General features: G+C 48.8%; 16 protein-coding genes. 3 read left to right on the top strand and 13 right to left on the bottom strand.

All coding sequences use genetic code 11. The features are described from left to right. Nucleotides 1-54 precede the first annotated feature (54 nt). Nucleotides 55-1,398: an MFS transporter gene (locus KO518_RS02110; RefSeq protein WP_216024401.1), complete on the bottom strand. Its 1,344-nt coding sequence runs from the start codon at nucleotides 1,396-1,398 to the stop codon at nucleotides 55-57. 166 nt (nucleotides 1,399-1,564) lie between these two features. On the opposite strand from KO518_RS02110, the gene uvrA reads away from it, so the two are divergent. Both uvrA and KO518_RS02100 read left to right on the top strand, forming a co-directional pair. After that, the gene (gene uvrA / locus KO518_RS02105; RefSeq protein WP_216024148.1) at nucleotides 1,565-4,387 is read left to right on the top strand and encodes an excinuclease ABC subunit UvrA; all 2,823 of its coding nucleotides are present in this window, start codon (nucleotides 1,565-1,567) and stop codon (nucleotides 4,385-4,387) included. Between the two features lie 120 nt (nucleotides 4,388-4,507). After that, on the top strand, nucleotides 4,508-4,963 hold the full coding sequence (locus KO518_RS02100) for a DUF3299 domain-containing protein (RefSeq protein ID WP_371742231.1): 456 nt from the start codon (nucleotides 4,508-4,510) through the stop codon (nucleotides 4,961-4,963). Nucleotides 4,964-5,001: 38 nt separating this feature from the next. Here the strand turns inward: KO518_RS02100 and KO518_RS02095 are convergent, their stop codons facing one another. The 7 genes from KO518_RS02095 to KO518_RS02065 all read right to left on the bottom strand — a co-directional run bounded on the left by KO518_RS02095 (nucleotide 5,002) and on the right by KO518_RS02065 (nucleotide 12,178). Further along, nucleotides 5,002-5,712, bottom strand: a complete 711-nt coding sequence (locus tag KO518_RS02095) for a 2OG-Fe(II) oxygenase (RefSeq protein ID WP_216024146.1) — start codon at nucleotides 5,710-5,712, stop codon at nucleotides 5,002-5,004. Beyond that, on the bottom strand, nucleotides 5,712-6,122 hold the full coding sequence (locus KO518_RS02090) for a thioesterase family protein (protein WP_216024145.1): 411 nt from the start codon (nucleotides 6,120-6,122) through the stop codon (nucleotides 5,712-5,714). The genes KO518_RS02095 and KO518_RS02090 overlap by 1 nt, the downstream gene beginning before the upstream one ends. Nucleotides 6,123-6,227: 105 nt before the next feature. Next, complete coding sequence (locus tag KO518_RS02085; RefSeq protein ID WP_216024144.1) at nucleotides 6,228-7,733, bottom strand: ATP-binding cassette domain-containing protein; 1,506 nt, start codon at nucleotides 7,731-7,733, stop codon at nucleotides 6,228-6,230. Next, nucleotides 7,730-9,340: an ATP-binding cassette domain-containing protein gene (locus KO518_RS02080; protein WP_216024143.1), complete on the bottom strand. Its 1,611-nt coding sequence runs from the start codon at nucleotides 9,338-9,340 to the stop codon at nucleotides 7,730-7,732. Before KO518_RS02080 ends, KO518_RS02085 begins: the two co-directional genes overlap by 4 nt. 8 nt (nucleotides 9,341-9,348) lie before the next feature. After that, nucleotides 9,349-9,462, bottom strand: coding sequence for a cytochrome bd-I oxidase subunit CydX (cydX, locus tag KO518_RS02075; RefSeq protein ID WP_216024142.1), 114 nt, complete (start codon nucleotides 9,460-9,462; stop codon nucleotides 9,349-9,351). Nucleotides 9,463-9,470: 8 nt separating this feature from the next. After that, nucleotides 9,471-10,607 carry a cytochrome d ubiquinol oxidase subunit II gene (gene cydB, locus KO518_RS02070; protein WP_216024141.1) on the bottom strand — a complete coding sequence of 379 codons (1,137 nt, stop codon included), beginning with the start codon at nucleotides 10,605-10,607 and terminating at the stop codon, nucleotides 9,471-9,473. Beyond that, complete coding sequence (locus KO518_RS02065) at nucleotides 10,604-12,178, bottom strand: cytochrome ubiquinol oxidase subunit I (protein ID WP_216024140.1); 1,575 nt, start codon at nucleotides 12,176-12,178, stop codon at nucleotides 10,604-10,606. The genes cydB and KO518_RS02065 overlap by 4 nt, the downstream gene beginning before the upstream one ends. A 255-nt stretch (nucleotides 12,179-12,433) precedes the next feature. Here KO518_RS02065 and KO518_RS02060 point away from each other — a divergent pair, with 255 nt between their 5' ends. After that, nucleotides 12,434-13,612, top strand: a complete 1,179-nt coding sequence (locus tag KO518_RS02060) for a cupin domain-containing protein (protein WP_216024139.1) — start codon at nucleotides 12,434-12,436, stop codon at nucleotides 13,610-13,612. A gap of 23 nt (nucleotides 13,613-13,635) precedes the next feature. Here the strand turns inward: KO518_RS02060 and KO518_RS02055 are convergent, their stop codons facing one another. The 5 genes from KO518_RS02055 to KO518_RS02035 are packed head-to-tail and all read right to left on the bottom strand — an operon-like array spanning nucleotide 13,636 to nucleotide 19,753. Continuing rightward, entirely contained in the window at nucleotides 13,636-14,769 is a 1,134-nt protein-coding gene (locus tag KO518_RS02055) for a hypothetical protein (RefSeq protein WP_216024138.1), read from the bottom strand. Between the two features lie 58 nt (nucleotides 14,770-14,827). After that, nucleotides 14,828-15,046 (bottom strand): DUF2892 domain-containing protein, encoded by a 219-nt coding sequence (locus tag KO518_RS02050; protein ID WP_216024137.1) that lies wholly within the window; start codon nucleotides 15,044-15,046, stop codon nucleotides 14,828-14,830. Nucleotides 15,047-15,049: 3 nt separating this feature from the next. Then, a complete protein-coding gene (locus tag KO518_RS02045) occupies nucleotides 15,050-16,381 on the bottom strand; it encodes a hypothetical protein (protein ID WP_216024136.1) in 1,332 nt (443 codons plus the stop codon). A gap of 1 nt (nucleotide 16,382) precedes the next feature. Beyond that, nucleotides 16,383-17,180, bottom strand: a complete 798-nt coding sequence (locus KO518_RS02040; protein ID WP_216024135.1) for an outer membrane lipoprotein-sorting protein — start codon at nucleotides 17,178-17,180, stop codon at nucleotides 16,383-16,385. A gap of 20 nt (nucleotides 17,181-17,200) precedes the next feature. Further along, nucleotides 17,201-19,753: an RND family transporter gene (locus KO518_RS02035; protein WP_216024134.1), complete on the bottom strand. Its 2,553-nt coding sequence runs from the start codon at nucleotides 19,751-19,753 to the stop codon at nucleotides 17,201-17,203. Nucleotides 19,754-19,929: the final 176 nt, after the last annotated feature.

The following is a 19,929-nucleotide window of genomic DNA, read 5'->3' as shown; positions in this document are numbered from 1 at the left end:
CCATTAATGACAAACCGATGAATAAGCGGCCCTCTCAACAGATCCAGGCTAGCATCAGATAAACTGGGCGATAACCTTTCTGGCTTCGTCGATATCGAAATTCTTTTCTATTTTCAGGTACACCGCGCGCTCTTTTGCTGATGTTACCGCATCATCCACACCCGGCAGCGCCATAAGTGCGTTATTCAACGCTACCTGGCGCGATACTGACACGTCGGCTTGTAATACCAGACGTTTTAGTTTGCTCACCTCACGCATTCCAGACAACACCATGATCCAAATCGCAGCACCAATCGCGCCAGCGAGATAAGCCAGTTTCGGCGACCATATATCTGTCACCAAACCCGACATAAGTCCACCGAGAAACGCGCCGAAGAACTGGAAACTGGCATAAATGCCCATGGCCGTACCTTTTTTACCCACCGGGGCCAAAGTAGATACCAATGCCGGCAAACTGGCCTCAAGATAGTTGAAACCCGTGAAGAACATCACTACGGCTGCCATGACGATCCACCAGTGATGATCTTGCATATGTAGCATAAAGAATGCGGCCATCATTAACCCGGCAGCAGTCAGCATTACTGATTTTGGTGTTCTTCCACGGCTTATACCCATGAGCACAACAAGTCCAATAATGGATACACCCAGTACTGGCAGGTAAATCATCCAGTGACTTTCCAGAGTAACGTTAAAATTCAGCAACGTGAGGGGAAGTTGCACGAATAGCAGGGTAATGAGCATATGTAACACCATTACGCTGAGATTCAGCCGCCACAAGCGAGGTGATAAAAACAGGCTTTTTACCTCTGAAAGATGGGGCAAGGTGTCACCACTGGCACTGCTTGGCGCATTGGGAACCCCCCACTTCACTAAGGGCATGCAGCAAACGGCAAGAATACCGGTAATGCCAAATACACCTGACAACCCCCAATGCTGTGCAATAAGCGGCCCGATAAGCACCGCGAGATAGAATGAAAAACCAATGGCGATACCAATCACTGCCATGACCTTCGCCCGCTGCGTCTCTCGGCTAACGTCCGTTGCCAAGGCCATTATAGCGCCCGCAATAGCGCCCGCTCCCTGCAGTACGCGACCGGCAATCAATAACGCCATCGACTCTGCCGACGCAGCAATAAGCGAACCGGCCGCAAACACTGCGAGACCGAGCAAGATGACGGGTTTGCGCCCCCAACGGTCTGACATCATGCCCATGGGGATTTGCAACGCCGCCTGAGTAAGACCATAGCCCCCCACAGCCAGTCCTACCAGCATGGGCGAATAATCAGGGTAATCCATAGCAGCCACGGCAAGCACCGGCATCACCATAAAAAGACCCATCATTCTTAATACGTAAACTAGCGCCAGTGCAAGAGCAGCGCGAATTTCAGTAGCGTTCAACAGCATCGTCCCCGTTCTTCTTTGAGGGCGAAGTGTAACACAGATAATAAATCCGCCCAGTGTACCGGCCTTGTCAACTGATCTCTGTGACTGATAACACGTAAGTAATGATTAATTTTCGCGCCTAGTGTGGCATAATTTCTCTTTTGGCAATTCTCAGGTTTCAATGGACAAAATCGAAATACGGGGTGCCCGCACCCACAATCTAAAAAACGTCGATTTAACCCTTCCCAGAGACAAACTCGTGGTAATTACGGGCCTGTCGGGTTCCGGTAAATCATCTCTCGCCTTCGATACCCTTTATGCTGAAGGTCAACGGCGCTACGTAGAGTCACTTTCAGCCTACGCCCGCCAATTTCTGTCCATGATGGAGAAACCAGATGTCGATCACATCGAAGGCTTGTCTCCTGCTATTTCCATCGAGCAAAAATCAACATCGCACAATCCTCGCTCCACCGTTGGAACTATTACCGAAATTTATGATTACCTGCGTTTAATGTTTGCTCGCGTGGGCACACCACGCTGTCCTGAGCACGATGTCCCCCTGGACGCACAAACTGTCAGTCAGATGGTGGACAAAGTGTTAGATATGCCGGAAGGCACAAAGCTAATGCTGCTGGCACCAGTGATACAAGAACGCAAAGGCGAACACGTAAAAACGCTGCAGAACCTGGCTGCACAGGGCTTTATCAGAGCGCGAATTGATGGTGAAGTGTGTGATTTATCGGATCCTCCAGAGCTGGATTTGCGAAAAAAACACACCATTGAAGTGGTTGTAGACCGTTTCAAAGTGAGGGACGATTTACAACTTCGCCTTGCTGAATCTTTCGAAACCGCCCTCGAGCTCGCTGGCGGAAACGCAAAAGTGGCCTACATGGACGATCCGGGCGCGGAAGAAATCATGTTTTCCGCCAACTTCGCCTGCCCACACTGTGGCTACAGCCTGAGCGAACTAGAGCCGCGACTGTTTTCATTTAACAACCCGGCCGGTGCCTGCCCGACGTGTGACGGCCTTGGTACCCGTCAGTTTTTCGATCCAGCGCTGGTTGTCACAAATGACGAGCTTAGTTTGTCCGGAGGTGCCATACGCGGTTGGGACAAACGGAGCTACTATTATTTTCAAATGCTTCAGGCTGTTGCCGACGAATACAAATTCAGCTTGACTACACCATTTGGCGAACTGCCTGAAGAGGCAAAAAACGCGGTGTTGTATGGCTCTAAGGGAAAGTCGCTTAAATTTAAATATATAAACGAACGCGGCGATGTAATGGAGCGCAAGCATCCCTTTGAAGGGATCATTCCAAACATGGAGCGTCGATACCGGGAAACGGAATCCAATGCCGTGCGTGAAGAGCTGGCCAAACACCTGTCGCAGCAACCCTGTAACAGTTGTGGTGGTGCCCGTCTTCGGGAAGAAGCGCGTCACGTTTACATAGAAAGTACCAATTTGCCCACTATTACTGAAATGTCGATTTCAGAGGCTTACGACTTCTTCGAAACACTGAATTTACAGGGGCAAAAAGCGCAAATAGCTGAAAAAATCCTCAAGGAAATTCTCGACCGACTTGGTTTTTTGGTCAATGTGGGCCTCAACTACCTGTCCATGTCCCGCAGTGCTGACACGCTCTCAGGAGGGGAAGCTCAGCGGATCCGCTTAGCCAGTCAAATTGGCGCTGGCTTGGTAGGCGTCATGTACGTACTCGACGAACCCTCTATTGGATTACACCAACGGGACAATGAGCGTTTGCTAAAAACCCTCACGCGTCTTCGCGATTTGGGTAACACCGTGCTGGTAGTAGAGCACGATGAAGACGCTATCCGTGAAGCTGACTTCGTGGTGGATATCGGCCCAGGCGCAGGCGTTCACGGCGGTGAAATTATCGCGGCAGGCTCGCTGGAAGACATCTTAAATAGTGAAGACTCACTCACTGGGAAATATCTGTCTGGTAGAGAGAAGATTGACGTTCCCGCCAAGCGCACAGCCCATCAGAAAGACAAATGGCTCAAGTTGGAAGGCGCGTCGGGAAACAATCTCAAAGACGTCACGCTGAATATCCCCGTCGGCTTGATGACCTGTGTGACCGGGGTGTCCGGTTCAGGAAAATCTACACTGGTTAATGATACGTTTTACCGTATTGCACACCGGGAGCTAAACAAAGCCACCACGTCAGAACCCGCCCCTTATAAAACAATGGCGGGCCTTGAGCAGCTTGACAAAGTAGTAGACATAGATCAAAGCCCAATTGGTCGCACTCCACGCTCTAACCCCGCAACCTACGCCGGTATTTTCACACCTATTCGGGAAATGTTCGCTGGCACGCAGGAAGCCCGTTCCCGGGGTTACAAACCCGGACGATTTAGCTTTAACGTAAAAGGAGGGCGCTGTGAAGCCTGCCAGGGCGACGGCGTAATTAAAGTGGAAATGCACTTTTTGCCTGATGTCTACGTGCCCTGCGACGTGTGCAAGGGTAAGCGATATAACCGCGAAACGTTAGAGGTGCAGTACAAGGGTAAAAATATTCACGAAGTACTGGAAATGACCGTTGAAGACGCCCGTAGCTTTTTCGATGCCATTCCATCCATTGCCCGTAAACTGCAAACACTCATGGACGTAGGTCTGGGTTATATTCGCCTTGGTCAGGCTGCTACCACTTTATCAGGAGGTGAAGCACAGCGGGTAAAACTGGCCAAAGAACTGTCAAAACGGGATACCGGACAAACCCTTTATATACTTGACGAGCCCACCACAGGACTCCACTTCCACGACATCAAACAGCTTCTGGTGGTATTGCATCGTCTGCGGGATCACGGAAACACCGTGGTGGTTATCGAACACAACCTCGACGTAATAAAAACCGCAGACTGGATTGTCGATCTGGGTCCTGAAGGCGGCTCCGGCGGCGGTCAGATTATCGCACAAGGCACCCCGGAAGAGGTAGCAAACGCCAAGCAGTCCCATACAGGGCGTTTCCTTGGCCCCATGTTGTAATTATCGACTAGCACAGGGATGTGTTCGCCGAACGACCCCTTTACTGTCGTCGATACATGGCATAATAGCGACATAAAAATATTAACCGGTTTGGAAAACATGCATTACATCAAAACCTTTATGCTGACTGTTACACTGTGTTGCGTTGCTCTCACCGCGTCGGCTAAAACACCCAAAGAAGTTTTTTGGGAAGATTTAGTTCCGCCCGGCTTTAACGAGCTTGCACCACCACCTGTCAGCAGCCACGAAAGTACCATGGCTCAATTGCAACCCAACGCACCTGTAGTGGATGAGCTAAACGGGGAGTTTGTGAAGATCCCTGGTTTTGTTGTCCCATTAGAAGGTACCGAAGAACTCACCACTGAATTTCTATTGGTTCCTTTTTTTGGCGCATGTATACACGTACCACCACCAGCTTCCAACCAGATTGTTTATGTAACGTTTAAAGAAGGCGTGGCCATTGATGATTTATATGACGCCATTTGGGTTACAGGAACTCTTTCCACCAAAGGCTGGGTTGGCGATATCGCCTCTGTTGGATACTCAATGACAGGCACAGCCGTAGAAAAATACTAGGTGTGTCTGTAACAACACAACTAGTAAGTACTAACAAACTACCTCTGTGTATAAATACGCTCTGCAGGATTAAATAGCAGCCAGGACGTAAGAATATATTTGTCGTTACTCTTCGGGATCTGTCCACGGTGGGTATGGGTAAAGCCGGCGGGAGCAATGACCATTCTACCCACCTTCGGTGTCACACTGCGCTGCTGATAGTAAAAATCCGTTTCTCCCCCGTCTTCCACATCGTTTAAATAGAACATGAACAACAGTACCCGATGCAATGCGTCATTATGTGGAAGTTGCGGATAGATCTCTGAGTGCCAATAAGGGTATCCGCCTTTGTTTGCCGCATACCGCTGCGTGTTTATGTCACCGATACGGAACAGATAATTAACCAAATTTGCCAGATTGGGCCTTCCCACTTCTTCATAATTATCGCCGGTGAGTTTTACTGGTTCGCCAGTGGAAGGATGGCGCACAGTTAATCCAATGGGCCCAACAAGAGAGTAGAAGTGGTTGTCGATGTAACGAAGCAACGCATTTCCGGTTCTCGTCATGACGTCCTGCAAAAAGGGTTTAAATACCGGGTCCTGAGTGAAAGAAACATCCATACTGCGCTTCTTTTCTACGTCGACGCCTCCACCGGTTTGGCCTTGTTTCAAGTTACTGCAATTCTCAAAAGCAGTGATAATGTTCTTGCATAGTTCCGGTGGCAATACATCGTCCACCACAGTGATGAAATCGGTTTGACTCGGGTGCATTACGCCTCTCTCAGGTGGTCGAGCATTCTCTCCCGAATATTATCGGGGATCGCTTCTGCCTTTTGGCTTTGATAATTAAAATGTACCATAGTCGTGTTACCAGTGGCACAGTGAACACCACTTTGCCAGATTTCCTGATATACGTCGAAGGAACTGCCCCCCAAACGCCCCACCCAAGTTTTTACCACTACCGGCTTGCCGTAATAAATTTGGGCGAGGAAATCGACCTTATAACTGGCCAGAATTAGCGGCCACGTCGATAAATCCAACGTTGGAGAGAACAACCGGAATAACGGTTCCCTCGCAGCTTCAAACCACCCCACGTGAACCGTGTTCCCTACGTGTCCCAGCCCGTCGGTTTCATAAAATCGAACATCAAACTCTATTTCAAACGGTTGTGATGTTGCCATGGCTTTCTCCTTATCAGGCGTTTTTTTGTCAGTGCGAAAACCAGTATTAGTGCCTATTTGCTTGAAGGAATCAAACTGCTCAAGACATAAACACAATGATTCCGTTTACAAAACAATACACTGAGGATGCTGAGCCTTTATCGTACCAGGTATAACATGAGTGGCGATGATCACAAGGGCATGTTCACTTTGCGCGACAAGCGCCCGGGCGATGACTTCCTGATTGTCCACATCCAGACCTTCAAAAGGTTCGTCCACCAGCCACACCTTAGGCTCCGCAATATATGCCCTTGCCAGCGACAATCTCTTTGCTTCACCCCCAGATAATCTTCTTCCTCCCTTCCCTAACCATTCTTTCATATTACTCAAATGGTCAAGCCCAAATATGTGTATGGCCCGATGACACAACTGTGGATCAGGTGACACCTCCGCAGGGCACAGATTCATTATCACACTGGCTTCAAGGATCACAGGTGACTGCTCAATGTAAATCCAACCGTCTCGCCGCCCTATTTGCACGTTTCTATGGTCGAAGTGCAACTTGCCTTTGGCAGTTGTCAGCCCGGCAAGGGCTTTAAGAAGTGACGATTTGCCGCTGCCTGACGGCCCCGACAATATCACCAGGCCTCGTGCGGGTATGGTTGCAGAAACGCCCTCTTTGATGGTAGCAGCCTGAAAGCGATCGAGGGTAATCTGATTGGTCGCCTGGTCGCCTGCGCGGGCAGGCAAGGATACAGCCTCGTTGTCGGCTACTGCTACTTTTGCCTGGTGAAACTTGCCGTAGTGCGCAGCGGTAGTCAGTGGTCGCCCTAACCAATCACTGATACTCAGCAAAAGCATAGGAACAATCAATACGGTTGGCTCACCAAAACCTATGAGGGTTTGCTTAGCAAACAGCACTAAAATACCAACGATGGCCAGCCCCTGAATAAGCCACAATCCCCACTGTCCTGCCGACTCAATGATTTGATGCTGCTTCCACACCCCGCGAAGCTCAGGTGGCGATGTAAAGGTACCGTTATTTTCTTGCAACTGCAGATGCCACAAACTACTGCTATTAAAAAAATGTTCAGACTCAAACCGAAAGCGATTCTCCATTTTTGTCTGTTCTACGGCTTTTCTGAAGCCAAATTGAATGAGCCATACTGTAAGCACCAACCACGCGCTGGCGATCACCCACATGACAGTATATCCGGGCAGTGCAAGATAACTGCAAATCGACACCGACAGTAAAATCAGCACCACTGCGCTGGCCTGATGTGAAACCCAGCCAACCCAAATGGATGACAGGGTTTCTGTTTGTGCCGCCAATCGCTCTACGTCTCCCGTTTTACTCGGTAGATGTTGATCTTTCAGCCGATGAAATAAATTACTTCTCAACCAGGCAGTACGCCCCAGTAGATCGTGATGAGCCAACCACATATGGCCATACCCAGCCCCAATGCGAATAAGTGCAAGAGCGCGAATAATTACCGCAGGCAACATGTAATTGAAATTGACGGGCACAAGTGCACAGGCGGCAATAAACCAGCTGGAAAATATAAGAATAAGTAGTCCTGCACTGCTGTGAACCACAGCCAAAAACAAACTCACAAAAGGAATTTTACTCATGCTGACAATACGCCTTGTGCTATTTGCCACTGCTGAGTAAACCAACTTTCGGGCAAGGGTTTGTGGGAGGCCCAAATTACCGTACTGTTAGCACATGTTTTACGAATCAAACAGCTGATAGCATCGTGTTGTTCTGTGGGCAAATGGGCAGTTGGCTCGTCCAACAACCAAATTTTAGGGTTCCTGAGCAACATTCTTGCAAGTGCCAGGCGTTGCGCCTGCCCACCTGAAATTGGGGGGTACTCGCCCATTGGTGTATCCATTCGGACGGGCAAAGCACTTACCCAGTCTGTCAGGCCAACACTTTCTATCACCCGGTGTAGTTCGCAGTCACTAAATGCCCTACCCAGGGTCAGATTATCTCTCACACTTCCCGGTAAGATCACCGGTGTTTGGGTAAGCAAAGCATACTCACTAAGGGGAGTGGCCAAACCCGGCCGTTGCCCACTCAAATACTCCATCAAAACGGTTTTACCCGCACCTGATGGGCCTTTTAACTTTATCCAGTCTCCATTTTTTAGTGTTAAGCCTTCGATTCTTAACATAGGTGCCTGGGTCAGTTCTCCTTGGATATGCACAGATGTGAATGTGCAGTCTGCTCTGCTGGTTACCGGTGCAGCTGCTATCAATAAATCGCCCAGCGCTTCACGGGCGGCTTCAGCCTGGGCTTTTTGATGGTAAAACTGACCCAGTTTTTTCATTTCCGCCAACAGCAAGGGAGCCGTTAACAATAACCAGAGCCCCTGATGCAAATTAATGTCTTCGCCGAGGTTAAATTCACCTAACAGAGTAAAACCAATGTAGACGGCAATGAGTGCCACCGCTAGGGTAGAAAAGAAATCGAGCACTGTTGTGGATAAAAAAGCGACGGATACCACTTTCATTGCTCTTTCTTTGAGACGCTGCCCCGCGTCATCCAGCAGCTTTCCCTGCCTGTCGTGAGCGGTAAATTGAGATAGCAGTGGCAGAGCCGACAAACGGTCTACAAAGAGCGTTCCCAGTCTCTCCAACGCAACAAAATGCTTGCGATGTAATATTGCCGCACCTTTGCCGACGAGGATCATAAACACCGGAACGACTGGCAGCGTCAGCAGTAAGCTCGCGCCAACCACTAGGTTGACAGCAAAGATAGCCACTAGTGCAAACACGGGAACGATCACTGCTACCATTTGCTGTACGCGGTAGTCGAAGTGCCAGTTGACGATGGCGGGCAAATGCAATTGCCACATAGTTTGCCAGTAGAAAGATGAGTGCTGACGCGCCAACGCGTGTTGCTGGCGGGCAAAGGTAGAAAGTAACCGGTTTTGCAGTTGTGAAAGTAGCGAAAGGCGCCAGCGATGATTGAGAAACAAAGTAACGCCCTGACTTAGCCACATTGCGAACAGCGCCGCAGCAACTAGCCACCACATGTGCTCCGTCCCCGGTTTAGTATTGACTACCCAATCGGTTACGATGGCCGCAAAACCCCAGTAACCCGCCAGCAGCGTGAGGTCTCTGAATACGTGTAACAAAACGAGTGCCACCAGAGCACCGCGCGGGGCGACATCACCGGTGGCAACCACGCGCTGAAACCAGCGCGACAACGTTGGGGGTTGGGGTTGACTCAAATTGCCTCTTATTCTTCTGTATCAGGGCGGTCCAGGTTTTCAGTGGATTCCAGCCACATGGCGTTAATAATACCGAAAGAACACGCCAACAGTACACCCAAAATCCAAGTAAAGTACCACATAATGCCTCCTAGTAAATGGCGTGTGATTTGTTTAAATCAGATTGTTTCACCCGACCGCGCATGACATAAAACGCATAAGCGGTATAGGCCAGAACAATGGGTACGAAGATACAGGCGACAACAAACATCACCTTAAGTGTAAACTCGCTGGAAGTTGCATCCCACATAGTCAGGCTGTTTCCAGGAACGGTACTGCTTGGCATTAGAAACGGGAACATGGAGAAGCCCGCCGTTAAAATCACGCCAGCTATCATGGCAGAGCTGGAAACAAAAGCCCAACCTGCACGGCCTAGTTTTGAGAAAAAGGCGCATGCGAGTCCCCCTGCGATACCCAATACCGGCGCTGCGATCATCCACGGATACAAGCTGTAGTTATTCATCCACGCGCCGCTTTCTGTGACTACGGTTTTAGCAGTAGGGTTTGACACTGCCATGGTATCCACGACAGACGTAATCACGTAGCCATCAATACCAAAGGCAACCCAAATACCCGCTAAAATAAAGAGTAAGACCGTTGCTAAGGACAACACCATAGATGTAGCCCGTGCACGCATTTCAATAAAACCATCGGTTTTCATCTGCAGAAAGGTGGCACCGTGGTTGAGCAGCAGGGAAACAGACACCAACCCAGTTAAGATCGCAAACGGATTAAGCAAGCCAAAAAATGACCCCGTGTATGTCGACTTTAACGTACTATCGAATTCATAAGGCACACCTAACAAGAGGTTTCCGAAGGCCACGCCAAATATTAGGGAGGGGACAAAACCACCTGCGAACAGTGCCCAGTCCCAGCCCTTGCGCCATTTATCGCTGGGTAGTTTACTGCGATAGTCAAATCCAATAGGTCGCATCCACAGTGCCGCAAGTGTAAGAAACAGCGCAATGTAAAAACCTGAAAACGCAGTAGCGTAAATCATTGGCCAGGCAGCAAAAATAGCACCGCCTGCAGTGATAAACCACACCTGGTTCCCATCCCAGTGAGGACCGATCGTATTTATCATCACCCTGCGTTCGTCATCCGTTCTGCCGATAATAGTGAGCAGCGATCCCACGCCGAGATCAAATCCATCTGTAATAGCGAAACCAATCAGCAACACACCAACCAGTATCCACCAAATTACCCGAAGCACCTCGTAATCAATCATGCGTTTGCTCCTTTTGTAGTAAGGCCAATAACATCTTCTTCAGCCCCGTGATCTTGCGGTGGTACAGGGCCCTTGGTGGCAAATTTCTTCATTAAGTAAAAGCCAATGATGAACATGACTGTGTAAAAGAGGGTATAGCCCACCATGGTAAAGACAACGTCAGAAACCGACAGGTTTGACACAGATACATGCACAGGCAATACCTCGGCGATTGACCAAGGCTGACGGCCAAACTCGGCGACAAACCAACCGGCTTCACAGGCAATCCACGGCAACGGCAAGCTAAACAATGCCGCTTTAAGCAACCACCGTGGTTGGGTAATTTTGTGTTTTGTGCTGTACCAGAAAGACGCGGCGAACAATGCCAACATAAGGAAACCCGCTAATACCATTATGCGGAACGAGTAAAAAAGAGGTGCTACGGGAGGAATACTGTAGTCTACCGCTTTGTCCAGCGCAGTTTCTGATGGTTGGGTAACATCGTCAGTATAAGGTTGCAGCAGCATGGCGTAGCCCAAATTCCCCTTGTTTTCTTCAAACAATTCAATTTGCGCTGGGGTAGCAGTGCCATCGCGCACCGCATCCATGTTTTTGTAAGCCTGTATACCGGAAAGAATACGCTCCCGATTGTGGGCTTTCAGATCTTTAATGCCTGTCACTTCTTCATCGAAACTGCGGGTAGCAATCAGGCCCATCGCCCAAGGGATCTGCAGCGCGTAATCAGTGCGTTCTTCTTCGTCATTGGGTATGCCAAATATCGTAAATGCCGCGGGAGCCGGGTGCGTTTCATACTCCGCTTCCACTGCAGCAAGCTTCACTTTCTGTACATCACCCAGCTCATAACCACTTTCGTCACCCAGAATAATAACGGAAAGCACCGACGCCAAACCAAAACTCGCTGCAATTGCGAAAGAGCGACGGGCAAACGCAACGTGTCGATGCTTGAGTAAGTAATAGCTTGAAATGGCCAAAACGAACATCGCACCTGTGGTATAGCCAGCAGACACTGTGTGCACAAATTTCACCTGGGCCACCGGATTAAAGACGACATCTGCAAAGCTGGTCATTTCCATTCGCATGGATTCAATATTGAATTCAGCGCCCACGGGATATTGCATCCAGCCATTGGCGATGAGGATCCACAACGCTGAGAAATTTGATCCAATTGCGACAAGCCAGGTCGCCATAAGGTGTTTGACTTTCGACATTCTGTCCCAGCCAAAGAAAAACAAGCCGACGAAGGTAGACTCAAGAAAAAACGCCATCAAACCTTCAATGGCCAAAGGCGCGCCAAAAATGTCACCTACATAATGGGAGTAATAAGACCAGTTCATGCCGAACTGAAATTCCATGGTGAGGCCTGTTGCGACACCAATGGCGAAGTTAATTCCGAACAACTTACCCCAAAACTTGGTCATTTCTTTGTAGATTTCTTTCCCTGTCATCACGTAAACAGATTCCATGATGGCAAGCATAAAACTAAGACCAAGGGTAAGTGGAACGAAGATAAAGTGGTACATGGCAGTTAATGCAAACTGCCATCGCGATAGCTCGACCAATGTATCGCTCATAGCGGTTATCTCCAAATCATTGTTAAAACAAAATCGTATCCGCTGTGCCGCGGTGATTAGGGTTCTACCAGCGTTGCAGGTCCGTTGAATAACGACTGAGTCTGGATCCCAAAATATAGCGATAGACTACACCCGTGAAGTATTGTGTAATTTGATCTGGCACAACATTTCGAACTTGTCAGAAAAAAGAAACAAGGCCACTTCACTGCTTTCATCATGGTATTATGTTGTCATGTGAATATTGAGGGAATTTTTATGCTTTCCGATGCTAAGGACATCATCCAACAGGTGCTTTCTCCACTGTCTTACGACGTATTCTTCGACGATTTTGTTGGCCGTCGGCCTGCGCTTGTGAACGCCCCAAACTCGCATCGGAACGTCCTCGGTGGTCATTCGGTCAAACAACAGCTGCTCAAAGATTTCGACCGCTATGCCCCCACCTTAACCTGCCACGCAAATGCGCCGAAAGTACCACCGCCCAAAGCAAGAGCGGTATCAGACGCCGATGCCTTTTACGCACTAATTAAAGAATATTTTGCCTTGGGGTATACGGTGAGGATCCCTGACGTAATAGCGCTGAGTGAGCCGCTTAGCCTGTTCACACGTGCGCTGGAAAAAGTACTGCAAACCCCGGTGAACGTGGTTGCCTTTTGGAGTGCTCCGGGGGCGTCTGCACCCGTGCATCACGATGAAGTAGACGTAATTGTTATTCAACTTGAAGGCACCAAGCGCTGGTTTATTTCAGATACGCCTACAACCTTTCCCAATCGCTGGAAAAAAGCAGGTGAACTACCACCCGCTATGCCTAAGTACAAAACCGTCGACGTAAAACCCGGAGATTTTATTTATCTGCCTCGTGGCACAGCACATACTGTGGAGTCCACATCAGAATCGATCCATCTCTCCATAGGGTTTGTCCCCCTCACAACCAGAGACGTGCTCAACGCCGCACTGGACCATTTATCTGATTTACAGCTTCCCCTGCGCAAAGATTTTGGCCCTCGTGCAGATAACCTGGCCGGAACCGAAACCGCTGATTCAACAGCAGAGGAGGTATGCGAACAGCTTCAGACTTTGTTAACTGCCTGCCAGGACAAGGCATTTATCGATATGGCGCTACAGCGACGCCGGGCTAAAATGATACTCGATCTCCCTAAACTGTCTGTGTCCCAGCCTGTCCCTGTCGTTAGTTTACACAGTAAGGTAAAACACAACCCAATGGCCATGTCTGAATGTATTAGCACGGAAAACATTGTCGATTTCACCCAACCCGGCGAACAAATACTGGTGCACCTCGGCGCCAAAGAGAGCCTGGATTTCATTCGAAACACCCGAGCGTTTTGCATTGCCGACGTTCCAGGAGCCATTGACAACCAGGTTAGGGTTGCCCTGGTGCAACGCCTCGTCAACAGCGGTTTTTTACAGGTTGAATAAGGCTTATCTGCGCAGTCTGAGTGTCACAGGTCCGAATGCTTCGATGGAGCTTTGATTTGAAATTGACGCACTTTACTGACTACCGATGCCACAGCCAATTGTACATACCCGACTATTTTTAAAGCCGGGCTGGCAGTAAACAGAGCTTTAGAGGCTCTGGGTACATCAGCAGACGCCGTTTTCGTGACAATAGCAGCCAAAGCAAGGTACAACAGAGGTTTCTCTTTTTTGAGCCTGTTTACCATGTCGCAGAACACCTCGCAGTTCTCTTGCTGTTTTCTTTCGGGCAGCGCTTCTATATGTCCGAGGGTATCAAACACCCGTTGCCATTCATCGGCATCCAGCAAAGCATCGAACTTAGTTTGGCGTTTTTGCAATTCAGCTTTGTACGTTTCAAGTGTTCTGTCGTCTATCAGGCGATACCCCGCTTCATCATCACTGACTGATTGCAAATATGCATCCAGTTCCGATTGCACATTGTCAATGGGAAAACCATTCAGCCAACGCTTTAACTCAAGAGCGGCAAACGCATAAGATTTATTCACCGCCTGATTGTTGGGCAAAAGCTTGCCTGTCAACGCCAGAACACTGAGCACATCGTCAATGATACTTGTGCTGTCACCGGGAAGTTTATAGGCAAACCCGTGGAACTTTTCTGCGCCCACCTGCTGCTTTATCGCCAACAACCGCTTCCATTGCATCAGGTTTAGTGTTGAGCTCAGTTTAAATTGGTCTGTGTTGCCGTGACGTTTCACCGACTGATTATAAATAGACAGCTGAAATTCAATAGGATTTCGAACAAAGCACAGTATTTCCACATCTGGCACATATTTGGGAATATCGTCAGCGATACGAAAAAAAGACTCCGAGCTGAACAACAGGATGTGTTTGTCGGTGGCAGCGGCAAAATTTGCCAGTACGTGTTGAAGCTTGTCGGCACAGAGTACAAGCCGCCCTTCACGGTCTTCTTCGCAAATAGTTCGCGCATTACCTGAACTGATGCCATTTTCATCCACGTTGTGGCGCGGATAAACCACGCCGTGTTCAGCCAGTGATTCCCGATGTAAGTGAAGAAAATGCTGTATTGCTGAACTGCCGGTTTTTGGCGGGCCAATGTGAAAAATAATGCGTTTATTCAATACCACTGCTCTATCCATCTTGAACCGCGGTATGTTACCACATCAGCCTGACGGGTCGACAACTTCCCTGTTGATGCTAGTGCTTTTGCCGGGCCAGTTCTTTTTCGGTTTTAAGACCAAATAGTTTTCTCATTACCAAAGTGGCAGGACAGAACCCGGTAAAACTCTGCTGAAAGAGATTGGCGCCAATAAATGCCGTGAACAAAATAAAATACTCGTTAACATAAATCGTGAGAAAAACGCTAAGCAGAACCATAAAACCAGCAAAGGCTGTCAACGCGCGTTCAACAGACATACATTACTCCTCAAAAAAATAGCGAAATGAAAGGGCCATGTTGGTCCCATTATTAAACTGGCCGTAAAACGTGTGATCGCGTTCTCCATAGAAGCCGTTGACACTGCCACTCAGTTGCCAGTTGTCTACCGGTGAATAGGTAGCGCGAATTCGCACGTAGCCATCTTTGTCCGTAGGGGAATAAAAATTAAACAACTGCAGAGACAACGTTTGCCGCATGGCTAAATAGCGCAATTGTGTGGTCAACACATGGCGGCGATTTTCAACTTCAAACACAGGCCACAAACTGGCGTTTATTCGCGAAGCGGTATCGTGATTAAATTCGGTATACCACTGAACACCGCCAGTGAGATTTGCCACCAACTCCTGCTCATAGCCCGCCAGCAAACGAGTCTGATGATTGGGTGACAACGGATTATTACCCTTATCATCGCCGCCGTGATAATAGGCATACTCCAGTTTAGCCAAACCTCTACCCAGTGGGCGAACAGCGCTAAACCCGGTCACAGTAAGGTTGCTGTATCGCGCCTCGCCCTGACTATCTGACGCTTCTGGCAACTTGGTAAACCCTTTGTAACCGTATAACGCCAGTTCCGTTCCCAGTAATGCTCGGTACAGCCTTACGGCGTATTCCGCACTTGCAGGTGTATTCGTATCAAGAACGTGAAACTCGTCTGCGATGTTCTTACGTTCAAGAGGTGAAAAATAAGAGAAATACTCACCATTGATGCCATTGTCTGGCTCAAATTGCGGTGTTACCACCACATCCACGTTGAACAAATCAAAATATCCGCTTAGCTTTATCGCTAGTGAAGGGGCTTTGAGGTAGTCATCGTCCCGGCCCGCGAAGAACGATTGGTAATCCTTGGGGAACAGATCATTGAGAAATACGTAGTCGCCCGTTCCCCAAGTTAGAATTTGCTGTCCAATTTTCAGATCGAACTGGCCGCCGTTTGCTCCTAAGAAACCCAGATTACCCTGCCAGTACAACTCTCTAATCTGACTGTTCAGGTTGTTTTTTACCCCGTCGTAATAAACATCGGTACGCATACCTACCCTAGCGTTATCAAAAGCGTAATCAGCCTGAATTTGCAGACGCAAATCTTCCAGTGTCGTTTTACGATTTATTGCATCATCGGTTTGTAACCTGCGCCCGGTCGCAATATCCAAAAAGCCCGCCCAGTGGAACGGGCCTTGATCTTCTTCTCCCCATTCAGCCATGTCTGCCCAAACATCATCGACGGGCATATCCTGGGCCGACACTTGTTGTGCGTGTCCAAATGCACACAGTACAAGTGCGACCGCAGCGATCACTGGTATTAATCTGGTTTTCATCTTACTTTAGCCACTCAACAGGCGGTGTACGCAAACTGCGTTCGGAGAAAATCTCATCACTTAAACCCAGATCGTAGTCCATGTTTCTGAATTCCATAAGGGTATAACCCCCCCCGCGCAAATCTGATACTTTAGAGCGAGTCACAGTGGGATACCCCTCCACCGTTTCCACTGACACGGCTTCCACCCTGCGGTAATTTTCATCTCCGTTGAAAAAATTTATCAGCACGGGCAAAAAATGTGTTTTATCTATTGTCACTGTGTAATGGGTGAACTCTACGGAATCCTTTTGTTTCGGCGTGGCTTTGAGTACGTATTCCTTGTCAGTAACTGACATTAGTGTAAACAAATCCTCATTCACTGCGCGGCCGGATACATCTTCATAGAAGAAGTGCGAACCCACAAAAGAGGTGCGTTTATCTCCAGCAGAGATGCGTTTGACTAAATCCAGCGCGGGTAAATAAAGCCAGCGGTCATCATCCTCGCCCAGAGTCGTGTGTTTTTCCACCCTGAAAACCGTGTCTCGTACATCTGCGGGGCGACTGAAGAACACCAACATTTTTTGATCGCCATTGTCCGCTACATCTTTTCTAAGCAGAGTAAACTGACGCATTTGTTTGCGCCCTTGAGCATCGACAATCATCATTCTGGCATCAGACCTGCCGTCGTTTCCCGCGTAGTAAGCCGCCTTTTCCGACGCCTGGATGATGGCATCTACATCTACATCTTGAGCCACAGACAGTTGAGTACTTAGAGCCAGCACAAGAGCGGGAATGAGTAAATGCGTGATCATTTTCATTGTGGTCTCCTTAGGTTGATTTAATGTGAGGCCGAAGGAAAAACCCAACGGCGCAGCAAACTCAGTGCAGCGGGCAATACCAACAACGTTACCAGCGCAGACACCGCCATAATGCTGGCAAGGAAGACACCAACAGTAATGTAAGGCACCAGCGGGGCAAACAGTAAGGGCGTGAAACCAAGTGCAATCACTAACGCGTTGCGGGTAATCGCACTTGCTGGCTCCCCAAACATACTACTGAGGGTTTCATCCACATCGCCGGTTTCCTTATAGATGGCTTTCGCCCGCTCGAGAAAATGGATAGCGAAATCCACCGATAGGCCCAGGGTCAGGGCAGAAAGAACAGCAATGGGCATGTCGTAATCTTTGCCAACCATGCCTATAAGCCCGTAAATAAACGCGATGGTAATACTTAGCGGTAGCATAGCCAGAAGGCCAAAAACAAAGGAGCGAAACAGCAGCACCATCATGATAAACACCATCACAAATGCCCCCAGCAAACTGTCTAACATACCTGCCACCATGTTTTCCTGCCAAACCACGTTGAGATAAGCTTTTCCAGCCCATTGGTGGGTAATATCAGCCGGCAGGGGGTGCAGCGCCATATACTCTGCCACTTTCCGTATGACGGCACTCATATCCTGATTGTCGCCACTGGACAACTGAAGCCACAGTAGTGTTTGCCGATAGTCCGGGGTAACAAAATGCCAAAGATCATTGGGCCGATGAGAGGACTGATATTGCAGTAGGCTTTGCGCCACTGCCTGAGGACTATTAGGTAGCGCGTAATCCCGTGCTTCACCGCTGTGCAGCTCACGATTGACGACTTTAACCACATCAGCCAACGTGTTCGACTTCCCCACTAACCCGGTACTGCTTAGATATGCTTGTAAATTTGCAATGTAATTTAGCTGCGCGGGCGACAAGAAAGTTTTACTCTTCGAAACCGCATCCTCAGCGACCGCGATAACGGCGTCAAAATAATCCAACTCGTCATTGTTTTGCGTCGCAAATGCGGCGTCATCGACGGCAATGATCAGACTTTCTAACGCTTCCTCCCCTTGTAGCCCGATTGCGCTGGCTTCAAACGCTTCCCGCCACTGCCCCAATGATGCAGGTGTGGGGGCTGAATTCAGAACATCTGCGACACCGGGCACAGCTGCGTTGGATTGCAACACAAGGTAAGCATTGTAAGTACCGGCAAAATTATCATTGAGAATGCTGTCGGCAACCCGTATTTCATGATCCTGCTTAAACCAACGCACCGGGTTGTCATTAATTTGAATATGCGAAATGCCCCACACTGAAACGGCAAACAGAACGCTAAACACAACTAGCCATCCTCTGCGCCATGACAATGCCAACTTGCCCATACCGCGGGCAAATACAGCAACCCGACTGTTGCTCTCATGCCCGTTGTGCATGGCTTGCTGAAGGCGTGTAAGGGAATTGTCACTTATCCGCGACACATAAGCCGGAATAAAAACGATTGTGACAAGAAAAGCAAACAGAATACCAAAGCCCACAAAAGCACCAAATATTTGCACCGGTGGGATGGGGGTTAACATCAAGGAGAAAAAACCCACAGACGAGGTTACAGAAGTAAACAACATGGGCGTAAACAGATGCTTTACGACCCGGCTGATGACGCTGCGGGCCTGTTCACCTGGTTTATAGCGGTCAGAGAACTCAGACAGAATATGAACCGAGTCGACTACGGCAATAGGCATGAGAAAAATGGCTATCATTGATGACATAATATGCACCGTATACCCCAAGCCAATCATCAGCCCCATAGTGACAATAACCGTCACCATGGCCACGATCATGGGTGCAGTGATAAGTGCAAAATTGCGGAAAAACAAGTACAACAACACAAATATAGTCAGGCCTGCCAGGGGCGCGGAGATCCCCATTTGCACGAACATTTCTACCCCGAACTGATCTTCTGCTACGGGTAACCCTGTGATGTACCACTGGTTTTGCGATTCCATTTGTTCAATTCTCGCGCGGATATCTTCGGCTATACGATAACTTTGATTTTTATCAGCAATAGGCACATAAATGGCGGCGGCCCGCCCTGTTTGCGCTACCAGGGTATCGAAAAGCAAAGGTAATCGAGCGACACTCGCCTTTATCGCAGATGCTTCCTCCTGAGTGGCCGGTGCGCGATCCATCATCCACTCAAAACGCAATGTGCCAGCCCCGGCTTGAGTAATATTATCAACCGTAGACAACGACATGAGGTCGGCGCGTATCACGCCATCCATAGAGAGAATTACATCAGTTAATTGCTTAATTTCAGCCAGGGTTTCCGGTGAATATATCCCCTCTTCGCTTTGCTCCTGCACGACGCCAACTACGATTGCATCGTGCATCGCAAAGGTCTGTTTAGTCTGATTGTGAAAAACCCGCGCCGGATGATTGTCTGGCAGCATATTTTCAGGGTCTGTATCTATCGTGAGACGAGGAATTAACGCACCGGTGGCCAGGGTAAGAAGCACCAAGGCAATAAACACTATACCCGAGCGGCGTGTGCTAAAAGAAACTAACAAGTCAGTGATATTATGCATTTGAACAGTATCCCACGTCCCAACATATTAGATTTCCATTATATAACGAATTTCTAATATATCAAGCCTAAGGACGTTATTCGTCCGGGTATAAATCGCAATAGACGCTTATTCGCGATAATAAAGGTATTTGTGCTGGATTTTCACATTGGAAGAAAAGGCACGGGTTCATCGTT

Origin of the sequence: Aestuariibacter sp. A3R04, assembly GCF_018860805.1 — a bacterium.
GTDB lineage: Bacteria > Pseudomonadota > Gammaproteobacteria > Enterobacterales > Alteromonadaceae > Alteromonas.
Note: the sequence above shows the minus strand (reverse complement) of the source record. Positions and strands in the feature narration are given on the sequence as shown.

Excerpts from the sequence above, each read along its gene's own strand:
- uvrA (WP_216024148.1), top strand. The coding sequence starts at position 1,565 with ATGGACAAAATCGAAATACGGGGTGCCCGCACCCACAATCTAAAAAAC.
- KO518_RS02095 (WP_216024146.1), bottom strand. The coding sequence starts at position 5,712 with ATGCACCCGAGTCAAACCGATTTCATCACTGTGGTGGACGATGTATTG.
- cydB (WP_216024141.1), bottom strand. The coding sequence starts at position 10,607 with ATGATTGATTACGAGGTGCTTCGGGTAATTTGGTGGATACTGGTTGGT.
- KO518_RS02085 (WP_216024144.1), bottom strand. The coding sequence starts at position 7,733 with ATGAGTAAAATTCCTTTTGTGAGTTTGTTTTTGGCTGTGGTTCACAGC.
- KO518_RS02060 (WP_216024139.1), top strand. The coding sequence starts at position 12,434 with ATGCTTTCCGATGCTAAGGACATCATCCAACAGGTGCTTTCTCCACTG.
- KO518_RS02055 (WP_216024138.1), bottom strand. The coding sequence starts at position 14,769 with ATGGATAGAGCAGTGGTATTGAATAAACGCATTATTTTTCACATTGGC.
- KO518_RS02100 (WP_371742231.1), top strand. The coding sequence starts at position 4,508 with ATGCTGACTGTTACACTGTGTTGCGTTGCTCTCACCGCGTCGGCTAAA.
- KO518_RS02050 (WP_216024137.1), bottom strand. The coding sequence starts at position 15,046 with ATGTCTGTTGAACGCGCGTTGACAGCCTTTGCTGGTTTTATGGTTCTG.
- KO518_RS02040 (WP_216024135.1), bottom strand. The coding sequence starts at position 17,180 with ATGAAAATGATCACGCATTTACTCATTCCCGCTCTTGTGCTGGCTCTA.
- KO518_RS02045 (WP_216024136.1), bottom strand. The coding sequence starts at position 16,381 with ATGAAAACCAGATTAATACCAGTGATCGCTGCGGTCGCACTTGTACTG.
- KO518_RS02035 (WP_216024134.1), bottom strand. The coding sequence starts at position 19,753 with ATGCATAATATCACTGACTTGTTAGTTTCTTTTAGCACACGCCGCTCG.
- KO518_RS02065 (WP_216024140.1), bottom strand. The coding sequence starts at position 12,178 with ATGAGCGATACATTGGTCGAGCTATCGCGATGGCAGTTTGCATTAACT.
- KO518_RS02090 (WP_216024145.1), bottom strand. The coding sequence starts at position 6,122 with ATGGCAACATCACAACCGTTTGAAATAGAGTTTGATGTTCGATTTTAT.
- cydX (WP_216024142.1), bottom strand. The coding sequence starts at position 9,462 with ATGTGGTACTTTACTTGGATTTTGGGTGTACTGTTGGCGTGTTCTTTC.